At 44.0% G+C, this 14,771-nt stretch carries 10 protein-coding genes; 8 read left to right on the forward strand and 2 right to left on the reverse strand.

The features are described 5' to 3' along the window. Nucleotides 1-73: 73 nt before the first annotated feature. Together ABJH64_RS13035 and ABJH64_RS13040 are read right to left on the reverse strand one after the other, a co-directional pair. Nucleotides 74-5,092 carry a C25 family cysteine peptidase gene (locus ABJH64_RS13035; RefSeq protein ID WP_348273943.1) on the reverse strand — a complete coding sequence of 1,673 codons (5,019 nt, stop codon included), beginning with the start codon at nucleotides 5,090-5,092 and terminating at the stop codon, nucleotides 74-76. After that, nucleotides 5,089-6,168 carry a PorV/PorQ family protein gene (locus tag ABJH64_RS13040; RefSeq protein WP_348273942.1) on the reverse strand — a complete coding sequence of 360 codons (1,080 nt, stop codon included), beginning with the start codon at nucleotides 6,166-6,168 and terminating at the stop codon, nucleotides 5,089-5,091. Before ABJH64_RS13040 ends, ABJH64_RS13035 begins: the two co-directional genes overlap by 4 nt. Nucleotides 6,169-6,839: 671 nt before the next feature. Between ABJH64_RS13040 and ABJH64_RS13045 the strand changes: the two genes are divergently transcribed. From ABJH64_RS13045 to ABJH64_RS13080, 8 genes are all read left to right on the forward strand, one after another. Then, nucleotides 6,840-7,169 (forward strand): PadR family transcriptional regulator, encoded by a 330-nt coding sequence (locus ABJH64_RS13045; protein WP_348273941.1) that lies wholly within the window; start codon nucleotides 6,840-6,842, stop codon nucleotides 7,167-7,169. Nucleotides 7,170-7,277: 108 nt separating this feature from the next. Beyond that, complete coding sequence (locus ABJH64_RS13050) at nucleotides 7,278-9,299, forward strand: PspC domain-containing protein (RefSeq protein WP_348273940.1); 2,022 nt, start codon at nucleotides 7,278-7,280, stop codon at nucleotides 9,297-9,299. Nucleotides 9,300-9,309: 10 nt separating this feature from the next. Beyond that, nucleotides 9,310-9,477 (forward strand): DUF4386 domain-containing protein, encoded by a 168-nt coding sequence (locus ABJH64_RS13055; RefSeq protein WP_348299865.1) that lies wholly within the window; start codon nucleotides 9,310-9,312, stop codon nucleotides 9,475-9,477. 278 nt (nucleotides 9,478-9,755) lie between these two features. Continuing rightward, on the forward strand, nucleotides 9,756-11,156 hold the full coding sequence (locus ABJH64_RS13060; RefSeq protein ID WP_348299853.1) for an MBL fold metallo-hydrolase: 1,401 nt from the start codon (nucleotides 9,756-9,758) through the stop codon (nucleotides 11,154-11,156). A 280-nt stretch (nucleotides 11,157-11,436) separates the two neighbouring features. Next, complete coding sequence (locus ABJH64_RS13065; RefSeq protein ID WP_348273938.1) at nucleotides 11,437-12,006, forward strand: sigma-70 family RNA polymerase sigma factor; 570 nt, start codon at nucleotides 11,437-11,439, stop codon at nucleotides 12,004-12,006. Continuing rightward, nucleotides 11,999-12,796: a hypothetical protein gene (locus ABJH64_RS13070; RefSeq protein ID WP_348273937.1), complete on the forward strand. Its 798-nt coding sequence runs from the start codon at nucleotides 11,999-12,001 to the stop codon at nucleotides 12,794-12,796. Before ABJH64_RS13065 ends, ABJH64_RS13070 begins: the two co-directional genes overlap by 8 nt. Nucleotides 12,797-12,825: 29 nt before the next feature. Then, nucleotides 12,826-13,857 carry an outer membrane beta-barrel protein gene (locus ABJH64_RS13075; protein WP_348273936.1) on the forward strand — a complete coding sequence of 344 codons (1,032 nt, stop codon included), beginning with the start codon at nucleotides 12,826-12,828 and terminating at the stop codon, nucleotides 13,855-13,857. A 110-nt stretch (nucleotides 13,858-13,967) separates the two neighbouring features. Next, on the forward strand, nucleotides 13,968-14,768 hold the full coding sequence (locus ABJH64_RS13080) for a hypothetical protein (RefSeq protein ID WP_348273935.1): 801 nt from the start codon (nucleotides 13,968-13,970) through the stop codon (nucleotides 14,766-14,768). Nucleotides 14,769-14,771 lie beyond the last annotated feature (3 nt).

The following is a 14,771-nucleotide window of genomic DNA, read 5'->3' on the forward strand; positions in this document are numbered from 1 at the left end:
AAGTTTGGCCCGACTATACTTTAGTATTTTTATCCGGATTGCTTCTCTCCTTCGTCGTTCGCAATGACGAGAATCACCTCAACAAATACATCTTCCCGTACCCCTTCTTAAATGCTTTGTCTCCGGCAGTAGGTCTATGCTCCATAAATTGCCCGTTTTTGCGGACTAGGACGCGGTAGATATAGACTCCGTTGGCGAGTTGGTCGCCAAACTCATCCTTGCCATCCCAGGCATACTCGGTCAGGTTATTTCCGATTCGGATAGGGCCGAGCTCGTTCTGCAAAATCTCTCGCACGACTTTGCCCGTGACGGTCATGATCTGGATCTTGATCTCGTCTGGGACTTCTATCCCCGTCACCGTAAAGACAAAGCGAACCGAGGTGCTGAATGGATTTGGATAAGGATAGAAGTTCGTGATCTGGGATTCGTTGATCACTTCGAATGTAATCTCATAGGGTTCGCTGGAATCCTCATTGGCAATTCTCAGCGTATAGATTCCGTCTTCCAGCGGACCGGGAATCAAGGAAACCTTGAAGTCTTCATCTGCTGAGGCAGGAGACCAAGTAAGATTTGGGTTGGAGAAGTTCACCCGCTTGAAATCACAGGTTTCACAGTTTTGCTTCAGGTAGAGATCCAGTCCCACAGTATCCTTCTTATAAAGTAAGGTTTGGTCATTCTTCAGCAAAGCCGTGATCAGCACATTAGGCGAGACAATGTCTCCATCCAAGATGTAGATCCCGTCGAAGTTCACATCAAGCAGCGCCGTGGAATTATCCCCCTCCACGACAAAGTATGCCCCCATATCCACCTGGTTGTTGCGGAAGGTCTGCTCCCGCTGTATCCTTGGATTAGCAAAAATCTCCAGCTCATTCTCTCCCGTTTTCCCTACAGAATTGAACTCTATCGTAAAGTCGAAGCTTTCTCCAGCCTTCAGCGCAGGGAATTTCTTGGAGAACTCCTCCACTTTCTTGCTTGTCACATGGGTCATTTTCCAATTCACCTGAATTGAATCAAGGAAGTTGTACTTGGAGATATTCCTGAATTGTAGCTCCAACAATCCCGTTTCTCCTTCACGCAGGTTGACTTGCTCCTTGGCGGATTTTAGGATCAGCACGCCCTCAGGCACTCCCGTATAGTTCACCTGCCACTTGTCCAACTGAGCCGGAGCGGTGGATTCAGGATCATTCATGCTGTAGCGGAGTTTCAGATAGGGATAGGTATCTGTACTGATGAAAGAGAGATCCATTTCCCTGTCATAGGTGTTGCTAATCAATAAATCTTCCTCGCCATTTTCCTTTACTCCGATGATATCAAAATAGGTTCTTTCTTCCTCGTTGATCCAGGTTCTGGAATTTACATTTTGGAAAAACCGCTCCCAAGTGGACGCTGGCCCTACTCTTGGAGTCAAAATCATCCCAGATGTCAGGTAGCCAGTAAGCTCAGTATCGAAGGAAATCGTCTGTTGTGCCGGCGGGACTTCCATGGTTTTGTCGCCCACGATCTCTATAGCTTCACCTGGACGCATGCCTTTTTTACCATAAAGAATATAAGGCTCTCCGTTTTTCAATGCTCGAAGTGTCGCTTCACTTGCACCTAATTCCTTCAATTTCTCAATCGCAATATCTGGCCAAGCTTCGAAGGTGACATTGCCTACAGAGAAAATCACCACGTAATCGCCAACCTTTACATTGTTTACATAATCAATCAGCATTCTTTGGCCAGGGGTAGTTATCCAGGCATTTTGAATACTTTGGATCATTTGCGGCACGCGACCACAGGCTCTGGAATCCAGAATATCAAATCCCGGAACCGGAATCGCCAGATATGGCATCAGACTTTTTTGCTCAAAAGCTACTAGACCAAGTGAACCATTTGGACAAAGTCGGCTATTTGCATTGTTGACGTTATCGATTATTTGAGGAATTTGATCCAGGTAAAACTGGGTGTTTCTGAACGAAAGCGAATCCACTTGAGCACCCACCGTGAAAACTTCTACTTTTTCCTGTATGTCAATATATTTCCAACGTCTGTCTGACTCACTGATCGTCAAATTGGTCAGCTGACTCTCATCAAGCTGGAAGGACGTGCGCTGTGTCCAGCCCTCAGGTCCAGCAGGAATAAAGGAAAAACTGGAGTTTGTCCAGGTATCGGTCTCTCCTGGTTTGGCCTCCTGGAATTTTGATCTCCAATAGAACGTGGTGCTATCCGAGAATGCCGTCAGAGCCAAAGGCATCTCAGCTACTCCTCGAGTAGTGACACGCACTTCTTTGCGGTACGCAGAATTGAAGGAAGCCGCAGTGTCCAACTGAATGATGATGGTGCGATCTTCGGTGGTTTTGCCCGGCGCCTGAGCTACGAGCATAGTTTGGCTACCATTCACTATACCATAGTCCAGCGGATATACATTCAGTGTGCCACTCAGTGGAATAAATTTGGTAAAATTGACCTGATTATTTAGGAAGGTCATTTCCTCCACATTCCTGGAAGAATTCACTTCTAGCGTAAAACTGTTTTCTCCTGCGGAATTTCGGCCTGAATTAGGAATAGTGAAAAAGAGAGAGTCAACCCGAGCCACATAAGGAATTTTGACTGGAGCAAAACTTTCGATCGTTCCGTCCGGCAATTGCCTCGAGACCTTATATTCTAAAGAGTCCGTGTCCACTCTACCGATATTTCTTAGGACAAAAGTCAATTGCAAACTATCCGAAAGCACGGAAATCGGTATTTCATCAAAGCTGTCTATGGAAACCTCCTCTGCCCTGACGGTATAATCAGCCTTTTCCGCAGGAAAAATCTTCAAGCCTGGATCACCATAGTTAATCATCTGCTCCATGTGCGAGTAAGTGAGCGGGGCGCTTCCATAATTTTCAACAAACGCTTCTTCTGCCTCACGCTTTACCTCCCCTAGTGTCCGGTAAATCAAACTACTGTCAGCAAATGCTTTTCTATAAAACATATCAGAATATCGTCTCAAAAAGACATCTACCCCAATAGCGGAATTGGCCATCACGGAAACAGCGCCTTTTTCTGGAGTAATCACCCAGTCTTCACCTTGCGTGTAGCTATTGCCAAAAGCAGATCCATAATCACAGCCATTGAAAAGCATCACCGGATACTTGCCTTTGTTCTGATAGTTCAGCGTGGGATCTGAAGCAAATCCTATCTCGATGTCAATAACAGTGGGTGATCCATGCCCAAAAAACGTCAGCATGGATCGGCCTTCATTGAGGTCGCCGGTAATATCAATCACTTCAATAGTGGAATTGGACCGCTTTCTATAGGTGGTAACATTCCCTCCCAAATAAGGCCCTTCTGCTATGGTCTTGAAGCCATTCATGAAGTTAAAATATCGCTCCAATTCAAATTCTGATTCTCCTCCACTGAGGTGAATCAACTCCTTTTGCCAAGGTTCTGAAAGTCCAACAGCATCTTTTTCAATGGCTTTGCCAAGGTAGTCTGCAAGCTGCTGTGCATTTCTGGCCGGAATTCTCCCTATCGCCAAAGCAGGCACTAGAGGCTTCGAAGGGTCTAGACCAAGGGTATAAATATTGTCAGAAAAAGGAAACCCTCCTGCCGGAACTAGGTCTTGAAAGCCGAAAGCCCCTGGATTATTTCTGTAAAAATAAGTTACTCCGCCAGCTCGAGCCGTGGAATACATAGCCAATGCTCTGCCAGCAAGTAACATATGCGTAGGCTTATGGACGGGATAATAAGCTCTCAAAAATTCGTAAAGCGCCGTCGGGGTATATTCTCCGTAGGAAAATTGATTGTACAAATCCTCCATCCGCACTCTCAACGTATCAAATCCCCCTCCTGCCGGCGAAGCTCTATGATCGGCGTAGGATTTCAGTGGATTGTCAAATTGTGTGGTGGATTTCTCCAATGCTCGATGCCCCACCAGGATATAGTTGGCAGGTTGAGCCAAGTAATTCCTGAATTTCACCTGCTGGATGATTTTCGCTGAGATGACGTTCGCTTCATTTTGAACCCATATTTTACTCGAATCATTGGCGACAGCAGACCTGAAGGAAAGTGTTTGGCCAGTTTTGGAAAGCTGAACTTTCTGAGGGTTTTCAGGATCGGAGATTTCAAGAGCTGCATAAGCTCCCGCCAACTGAGGAAGATTGATTTGTTGATTTCCCGCAGGGGAAATGAAAAGTTTTGAAGAAAAATCTCCAGCGCTCACCCTGTTTTGGAAAGTGATTTTGGCGTAAGCCACAGAAATATTATCAATAGCTTCAGTTCCTGCTGCATTTACGCCGATGACTATACTTCCGTCAGGATTGAAATCTGCCATAGTCAACGCTAGCGTGAGCTGTGGATATTCGTATCCGTTGGAAGTCACGGTAGAGATCAGACGCTGATTGGCTGCCGTCGGCCCAGCCAAAATCCGAGTGACATGCACATTTTCAGATCTTCCTACCAATCCTATCTCCAATTTCGCAGCTCCAGTTCCTAACGTGCCAAGCTGATTGAAGGTGAGCTGGCGCGTATTGCCTTTGGTGATCACCGCAGACATCCATCCCTGCCCTTGATCAAACTTTGACAGCCTGAATCCCAACTGATATCCAATTCCCAGCGAGTATTGCTCCGCCAGGACGGTCAACTTTTCAGCCCCATAGGAAGCACTTGCTGGCAGCGAAGCTTCTGGAGCAGCACGAAGACTCATCCGTTTTCCATTTTGCCCAGTAGTGACAGTTAAGAAATAAGCCGTAGTATCCGAGTTCGTGTTGAAATAGGGATTTGGAAGCGTTGCGAAATCACTGTAGAGTAATTTGTCCAGCGTCGCATCATTCTTTCTCCCGAAGAAATCCAGGTAATCTCCCGAATCAAATCTGCCGTCATTTTCACCTTGAATATATATGGCAACTTCTTTCCCTCTATGATAAAGCCGGATATTTCGGGGATCCAAACCAGTGAGGTTGATCCCTGCACCGCTCAGCGTTGCAGCGGTCACCCGATGAATACCATCGCTTGCAGTAGGTATTTTGTAGTAAGTCTGGTCGTAAGAATACCAGACCGGCTGCTGCGCCAGTGCTAGCTGGTCAACTATAAGAAATGCCAGAAAAAGGAGAAGAATTCTTTGTATCATCGGCCTGTCCAGCTTTTAAATTTTCTAAAGTCAGAGTCTAGTTTCTCCAAACTCACCTTCACACTAAACACATGAGAATAAGGAGTCTCTGAAACATTCCCAATATCTGAAAGCGCATAATCGATCTGAAAGCGCTCACTTATAAAAACACCTAAGCCCATGCTAGGCATTACATTCAACGTCTCTTTCCCCTGAAAATCCTTGATGTATTGGAAGTTACTCAGCCCGGCACGTAGGTAAGCGATCTTCTGAAAACCAGCTTCCAATCCAAACCGAGGATCAATACTCACGAGAGGGCTGCTGATCACGGTGTTTCTCTCTCCATCAAAAGTCATATCCAGATCCAGCGTAGCCAGCAAACTGAACTGCTTGCCAATCTGAAAATCATAGCTTACGCTAGAAATCGCTCGAGGCAAGGTCAGCTCTACTGAATTGACAGGGATCTCATTATCAGTCTGAGCATAGATCTCTCGTACGAGTTCGGCGTCATGAGACCAGGCGTTGAAAGTAGTAGTGATATCACGCACCATTAGTCCGAGCGTCAGCTTGTCCTTCACGTATATTCCACCCACATCGAGCCCAAAACCCCAAGCCTGAGCAAACTTGCCGACGTTTCTGTGGATGATTTTGGCATTCATGCCTACTTTGAAATTGTCCGAGAGGTCTCTGGCGTAGCTTAGGAGCAAGGCATAATCTGCGGCGTTGAAGAATTGGATGTTATTGTAATTCAATGCGCCGTTGGCGTCGTAGAGAAATCTCGTATCAGGAATATCATCTACACCGAAGCGAATTAGAGAAACAGCCACCTGACTCTGATCTTTGATCGGCGTAGTAAAACTCAGGTAATCGTATTGTGCCACCCCGGCGAAATACTCTGCGTGCATCAGGCTGAATTCGTATTTGTGCTGCACGCCCATCAGCGCCGCAGGGTTCCAATACGCGGCAGTGACATCACGAACTGCCGACACTTGTGCACCACCCATTCCCAATGCCCTAGCTCCTACTCCTATGCTGAGAAATTCATTGGAATATTTGGGAGCCAAATCCTGAGAAAAAACGGGGGTGCCCCCTGCCATGAGGAGGAAAAAGAGAAAAGAATAAAAAACTGTAGTTGCTCTGCTAAAATTCACCTTTCAAAATAAACCAAATAATCAGTCCTATGGTAACGGAGGTGAAAAATAATGAAATAATGACTTTATCATAATTTCCTCCGCTGCCAGCTAATGTGCTGTAAGACTGCTGATCAAAGCAGCCTCAATGCTCGTGTAAATCATAGAATGAAGTCGAAATTTCACTCATCGTGCTGTAGGCACTCATGGCTAATTTGACCATTAGTTTCAGCCCAGAATTGAATTCTGGGCTGAAACTAGATTTGCTTTTGGCAAAATGCCTATCCAACCTACCTCTTGTGCAGACGGCACGATCTGTAATCAAGTAGCTGATCTTAAATGTCTATTCACCTGTCCGCGCCCGAACAGAAATATGTTCAGAAATTTAACAATTCTTTAAAGTGGCTAAGCCAATATTTTTTATTTAAACTTTTTTCAAAGAAGTCTCCAAAAAACACAAACATCGATCTGAGTAAAATAAGAGTGGTTTTTTAGCTATTTCTCTATACCAACTACCTGCCTATGGCAAGGAATTAGGTTATGCAAGGTAGCTTGGAGAAGATTGGTATAATTTTTCACTAGTAAGAAAAGACAGGAAAAGAAGTTCCTGGAAAATAGTAACCTAATCACCTAACTCAATGAATGTCGCCAACACACAGATTCAAATGCGCAAAGGACTCTTAGAATTTTGCGTATTGCATATCATATCTCGAGGCGAGGTTTACACTTCAGACCTGATCGAAGAGCTGACGCTAGCTCAGATGATCGTAGTAGAAGGGACACTGTATCCCCTTCTCAATCGACTGAAGACCGCCTCACTTGTCGAATATCGCTGGGTAGAGTCTGAATCGGGCCCGCCGAGAAAGTACTACGCCATTACGGATGAAGGAAAAACCTTCCTCAGTACGCTGGCCACCACCTGGGATGCTCTGGTCAATTCTACCCAACTCATCACCTCAAAGAATTGATCAAGAAATCAAGCACGTTGCCCGCAGGCATTTTCGGAAAAATCAGCAGAGATGCGAAATTTCTCACTACAGCAAAAGGGGTGACTCTAACAAACAAATGACAAAGAGATGAAAAAGACGATAAGTATAAATATCAGTGGAATTCTATTCCACATCGAAGAGGACGGTTACGATACGCTTCGCAAATACCTGGATGCGATCAACCATCACTTCTCTTCCTATAAAGACAACCATGAGATCCTTTCTGATATAGAGAATAGGATAGCGGAGATTTTTCTGAGCAATCTGAAAAACAATAAGCAGGTGATCACGGCAGAAAACGTGGACAAGCTCATAGAAAAAATGGGAACCATCGCTGATTTTGCGTCCATAGAGGACGAAAAAAGCGAACAAGAATCAACGGAGGAAAATGCTTCTGCTGATCAGGATTTCTATAAATACGTGACCCCACCAGACGCAACTCAAAAAGGCTATAAAAAACTCGTCCGGCTGGAAAGTCGGAAAATCCTTGGAGGCGTGTGTGCTGGAATTGCACACTATTTCTCTATAGATCCTCTCTGGACCAGACTCATCGCTATCCTGCTATTATTTAGTGGCAACCTGAGATTAGACTATGATTTCTTGGATATTTGGCCGTTCGATAGTTTTAGATTTCACCTGGGATTTGGGATTCTGGCCGCGATCGCATACATCGTGCTATGGATCATTTTGCCGGTTTCCTATGAAGTAGAAGAAGACAAAAACATCAAAAAACTCTTTAGAAATCCTGATGATAAAGTATTGGGAGGCGTGGCTAGTGGATTGGCTGCCTACTTCGGAATAGAAGTAATCTACATCCGCTTGGCATTCTTTCTTTTGATGATAGCCGGTGGCTCAGGTTTACTTATTTACCTGATTCTGTGGATCATCACTCCAGTGGCGAGTTCTATTACGGAGCGTATCCGAATGAAAGGCGGGGAAATCACCCTTGACAACATTGATTCTACGCTTAAGGAAAATATAAACCCTATGCCTAAAGAGCCCGAGTCGAAAACCAGACAGATTCTCCTGACTCCATTTCGAGTAATAGGCCAAGTGATTGAAGCTATAGGTAAAGCATTGGGACCGCTGGGTAAGTTTATACTGAATGTAATCCGGGTGATATTTGGCTTGTTTGTTTTCTTCATCGGACTGGGACTTACTTTTGCTCCTATTACCAGCTTAGCGCTTTACTTGGGCATCTTTTCCAACGATGACTACCGAGTTTTGATGGACAACTTCCCAATTGAGCTGTTCTCCAACCTCATCCCAATCTGGCTAATAATCGGCGCATCCTTCTTGATAGTGATTCCTGGTATTATCATCATCCTATTGGGGTTGAGTGTCTTGTCCCAGAAAAATCTCATAGGGGCAAGGTTTGGTTTTGTCGCGCTAGGGCTATGGCTGTTGTGTGTGGGCATCTGCGCATTCCAAATCCCGCTTATCATCGCACAGTTCAAAGAAGAAAATTGGCATAAAATAGAAGAAACTGTTCCCGTAAGTGAGGGAGTTATGATCCTGCGACTGAATCCTATAGGAGAAGAATCCACCTTTAATATGGTCAATCTGAAGCTGGAAGGCACTTCTGATAGCCTGGTGACGCTTCGCCAAGATTTCTTCTCCAGAGGTAAAACCAAGGCTGAAGCAATGAATAATGCGCAAGTGATTGCCTATCACTACAGCGTATTGGATTCAATGATCTCTTTTGACGAAGGGTATGACATCTCTACTATTGAGCAATTCCGCGATCAAAAGCTGAATTTGGTTTTGGAAATCCCCTACGAAAAGCCATTCATAATGGAGCGCTCGCTTCTAGACATTCTTCAAAACACCATTTACAGAAATGGCTATCGCTCATCTGATCTTTCGCAAAATACCGTCTGGACATTCAATGAACAAGGACTGGTGTGCCTGACCTGCAAGGAAAATAGAAGGTCTAATGAAGACGAAGAAAACATGGAGGAGCTAGAGGAAAATGACGGACAGGAAATCAATTTTGAAGTGGAAGAACCAGATACAGGAGATTTCAACCGGGAGAAACTTGACAGCATCAGCCGGGCAAAATTTGAGCAGAAAAAGAAAAATGTAGATAGTACAGTAGTGATAGACTAAACAAAGAGGCATCCGAAAGGATGCCTCTTTTTGGGTACTTTGGCTTTTTCCTTTTGGTTATTTAGTCTATAAATCAGACTTTCTGCCAAGGTTCTTCGGAATTTTATTAATGGCTGGATGCTTTGGCTATTTGATCTCATTTTTTGGAGAATATGATTATCCGCATTTCTCCCAGTAAGGTGGAATAAGCAATGTAGCAAATGTTAAACTTAAGAATTGAGGCCGCTTCGGTCATCGGTCTTCCAACCAGATAAGCAAGGAATATAAGGTGACTGGCATTCTTGCGGATAATCATATTGGAGATGTTCTATATCCAGATTTTCACCAAACACTTTTTTCTGAGATCGTTGGAATACCAGCCTCTGTAGGTGAAATAGGAATTTGCCTTTGGCTTTTAATAATGGGTACAAATAGGTTATTTGGGGAAAAGAAAGTCATAAGCTAAACCCAAATAAAATGGATGTAACAGTAAAGTTTTTAGGAGCAGCGGCTACAGTTACGGGTTCCCGATATTTATTGGATATAGGAGAATTTGAGTTCTTGGTGGATTGTGGTCTTTTCCAGGGGAGAAAAGAATTGCGCAGGAGAAACTGGGATAAATTCCCCATGCCTCCGACCGATATGGAAGCCATCGTCCTCACCCATGCGCACATGGATCACATAGGTTACTTGCCGAAATTGGTCAAGGATGGCTTTTCCGGGCCTATCTATTGCACTGACCCGACAGCAGAACTCGCCAAAATCCTCCTGCTCGATTCCGGTAAGCTGCAGGAAGAAGAAGCAGAATATGCCAGAAAAAAGGGCTACTCTAGCCATGATGACCCACAGCCACTTTATACCGTAGAAGATGCAGAAGCTGTATTTCCGCTTTTCGTTCCTCAAAATTTCAAAAAGCCATTTTCAATACACCCTTCTGTAGAAGTCACCTATTATCATGCTGGCCATATATTAGGAGCGGCCATAGCCAAGGTGGTTATCAAGGGCGACACGCAGACGAAGAAGCTGGTGTTTTCTGGGGATTTGGGCAGGTACCATGATCCTATTTTGTACCCGCCTACGTTGATCCCGGAAGCCGATGTCGTATGGATAGAATCTACTTACGGCGATCGTGTTGCCGCCGCAATTAAGCCTGAAGAAGAACTTGCTAGAGCTATAAATGACACATTTGACAGAGATGGATTGGTAATAATCCCGGCATTTGCAGTAGGTAGAACTCAGTTGGTGATGTATTATTTGTACCAATTGATGAAAAAAGGCAAGATCCCTTCAGCACCGATCTACTTGGATTCTCCGATGGCGATCAACGTCTCCAATTTGTATAAGGACTTCCACCAGGATCACCAACTCGTAGCCGTGCTGGATGACCATGTTCAGCATCCTTTCCAGCATTCCCAACTCCACTATTACCGCAAGCAAGAGCAGTCACGTACGCTCAACGACCTCAAAGGCAGGGCAATTATCATCTCTGCCAGTGGTATGGCTACGGGTGGTCGTGTGATGCATCATTTATTTCATCATCTCCCTAATGAAAAAAACGGAGTTGTGTTCGTAGGCTATCAAGCGGATGGCACTCGTGGACGAAGATTGGTGAATGGTGAACCTATGGTAAGTATCTATGGGCAGCAAGTAGCTGTAAACGCCAAAATCTATAGTGTGGAAGGTCTATCGGCTCATGCTGATCAAAACGAATTGATGGAATGGGCGGAGGGATTCAATGAAAAACCAAAGCTCGCATTCGTCGTCCATGGAGAAGAAGAAAGTGCTGGAATACTGGCACAAAAGCTAAAGAATGAATTGGGATGGAATACAGTAATCCCAAATTACCTCGAGTCATTTGTGTTGTTTACTGGTATTTGACGGGCATTCAGGATAGCATTTTCTATCAAATAATGGGTCTCCTCATGACAGTAAATTCAGTCCTGTGGAGACCATTTCTTTTTATTCTTTACTTTTACTGCAATAAGTTTTGCTATAGCACGTAGCTTTTTCGAAGGTTATTAAACCACTCATTTTAAACTAGTTAAAAACAATACCTCGATCAGAAACCAGTGCACAATCAAAAAAATTAACTTTTTTTCACTTACCCACGCAACCATTTTTTCAGAACGGGCATCTACCTAATTGAAAGCTAAATCGAATGTTCAGCAGCACCAATTTTTCACAGGAATCAAAATTAATACAAGGTTGTCTCAAAGGCGACCGACTGGCACAGCGCCAGTTGTATGATAAGTATTCAGGGAAATTTCTGGTCATCTGCATCCGATACCTTAAGGATCGGGAGCATGCTGAAGATGTGATGATCGAGGGCTTTATGAAAATCTTCGAAAAACTTCCTCAGTTTCAATCCAAAGGGAGTTTTGAAGGCTGGATGAAGCGAATCATCGTCACGCAAGCACTAATGACGCTGAGAAGTCATCGTCATCTGATGATGGAGATCAACATGGAAAATGAGACCGAGTATCAGGATCACAACTATGAACTCAATCAGATGGAAACGGAAGATTTGATGCGAATGGTGGAAAGCCTGCCAGTAGGATATCGGACAGTGTTCAACCTCTTTGCAATCGAAGGTTTCTCACATCAAGAGATCGCAGAACTCTTGGGAATCACAGAGAGCACTTCCAAATCTCAGCTCAATAGAGCTAGGAATACTTTGAAAGAGAAAATTGCCAGTCAAACACCAAAAGAAAGGAGAAACAATGGCTAAGGAAAAAAATAAGTTGGATCAGTTTTTCAAAGAAAAACTAGAAAACCATACAGAAAAGCCGAGCGCGCTCGCTTGGAAAAGATTGGAAGCTCAGCTCCCACAGCAGTCAAAATCCTACAAAGGGATCTGGTGGGCAGTGGCTGCCTCCCTGACCGTCCTGTTTGCCGTAGGCTACCTGGTGATGAGAGAAGGAAATGTAGCTGAAGATCAGAAGCCGCTACTTTCTGAAAACACCACAGAAGAGACCATCCAAACACCAACCCCAAAAGATTTTACTTCACCTGAAATAATCGAGGAAACGCAAACAAATGTAGAGAATCAGCAGCCAGCGAAGGATTTGAATACTAAACCAACTATTACTCCAGATGCAAAGCCTGCTGATTCTTTTTCCAACACTCCAAAAGCGCAGCCAAAAACACCTCAAAACCTAATCGCTACGCGAGATCAAAGAGAGGAAATCACACCTAAAACTGTGAATGAATTCGTGCCGGCGATCACGGTAGATATCCCTACTATCGCTGAGCCTGTGTTGCCAGCTTTAGACCTAGAAAAAACAGTGGCAGTAGCAAGCCCAACCGAAGAAGCAGACCCGACCTATACTGTCAAAATCTACTCTGATGGCCTGAAAGAAACTCAAAAAGATAAAAATATCATCGCCGGAATAGGCAAAACAGTGACAGAAGTAGAGGAATTACTAGGCAAAGTAGATCAAGGTTTTGCAGACCTGCAGGATGCAAAAAACAATCTCTTCGCTAGCATAACCACAAAAAAATCAAAAGCTGAGGAATAAAACTCACCAACTACTAATTATAAAATCTAATGAAAAAATACCTCCTATTATTTTGTATGATGGCAATTGTGCAACTAAGTTTTGCCGGAAGTATGCCATCCCTTGACCACAGCGTAGCCAGTGATAGTGTGGTGATTGAATTCGGAAAATCCGGAAAAATCGTCATCATCGTGGAAAACAAAGAAGATTTTGAAAAGCTCAAACTGATGAATATCAATCAGATCATTCGTGAACTAGATCTGGAAGAAGACGAAATCAGTGGGGAAACGACCATCGTAGAAATCAAGAAAAAAGACGGTACTTCCAAGCAAGTAGTGAAAGTGACGGAAGACGGTGCTGAGACGGAAGTTTACATCGGTAACATGCGCCTACTCGTAGATGAGACCGGTGAAAACACCAAAGTCCGCTTTGAACCTGGACTGAAGAGAAAGTCCGACCCTCCTTTTCGCACTTATTTCAACATGGATTTAGGTATAAATAACTACCTGGAAAACGGCAGTTTCCCTACTTCAGACAAGCCCTATGCGGTGAAGGGCTGGGGCAGCTGGGAAGTTGGGCTGAACTTCATGGCCTCCCAGCGCCTATCCAAAGGCTTCTACTGGAATTTTGGGCTAGGTTTTCAGTTCTACAACTTCAAGTTTGAAAACAGAGATTATCAAGCCATCAGAGGCGATGAGTCCATTGAGTTCATTCAGCGCACAGACGTGGATGGATCCAAAAGTAAAATCTCTGCTTCCTACCTCACCGCGATGACTTTGCTGGAATTGGATTTTGGGAAAATGAATGACAATGGAAGGCGAGGAATCAGAGTAGCAGCAGGACCTTATGCAGGTTACAGACTGGGTGGACAATCCAAATATGTTTACCGGGATTTGAATGGATCTAACAAATCTAAAGACAAGCAAGACACGGGACTTTATTTGCAGAATTTCAGGTATGGTATCCGAGGCGAGCTGGGAATCGGACGAGTGAAATTTTTCACCACATATGATCTGAATGAATTATTTCAAGAAGGAAAAGGTCCAGAGCTCAACCCGATCACTTTCGGAATAGTATTTTAAGAACTTAAATCTTCTATCCAAATGTCAGGCTGAGCGAAGTCTGAGTCTATATCCTATTACGATTTCCATCGCCAATGCTCAGTCTGACAACACCCAAAACTTTTAGAAAAATGAAAACTACCCTACTACCACTAGTTATTTTCCTTCTTTGCTTGAGCCATGCATTTGCTCAGGACGAACCAGACACGGTGATTTACACAAAAACCAAAGTCATATCCGTATTCGGCAACAGCTGGACCTATCAGAAGAAAGAAGATGGAAAATGGATTCTTGAGATCCAAGAGAACGACGAAGTAGAAGTCAGTGAAATACACAAGAGAAGCAGGTTTTCGGCAGGGTTGGATACCGAACTGGGTATCAACCAAGTGACGCCGACAGACAGAATGCCTGTAGTAAAACCTTGGGGATCTTGGTATTACGCTATCAATATTTTAGGAAAAACCAAAGTATCCAAAAACTTTCAAGTGTACTCCAGCATCGGAGTGAACTGGTACAATTTCAAAATGGAAGATAGAAATCTAATCGCTGTGAAGACGCCTGAAGGAATCGTATGGGAGGAATTTGCCGGTCCTGGCACGGGTACCAAATCCAAAATTTCCGCTTCTTATTTGAACTTCACGTTAGTACCTACCATCCTCACCAACAACCAAAAATTGAGATTGGGACTTGGGGGATATGCCGGAGTTAGAATCGGCGGCAGAGGTAAGTTTGTCTATGACGATGAAGATGGCAAAAAGCAAAAGCAGTTTGAAAAATCTAACATGTATGTAGAAAACTTCCGCTATGGACTTCGAGGTGAAATCGGGGTAAGTGATGTGACTTTATTCTTCAATTATGATTTAAATAACCTATTCCAAGAAAATTTAGGCCCGGAAGTGCAGGCAATAAGCTTCGGAGTCACCATTAGATAAAAC

The sequence above is a fragment of the Algoriphagus sp. genome (assembly GCF_039969895.1).
GTDB lineage: Bacteria > Bacteroidota > Bacteroidia > Cytophagales > Cyclobacteriaceae > Algoriphagus.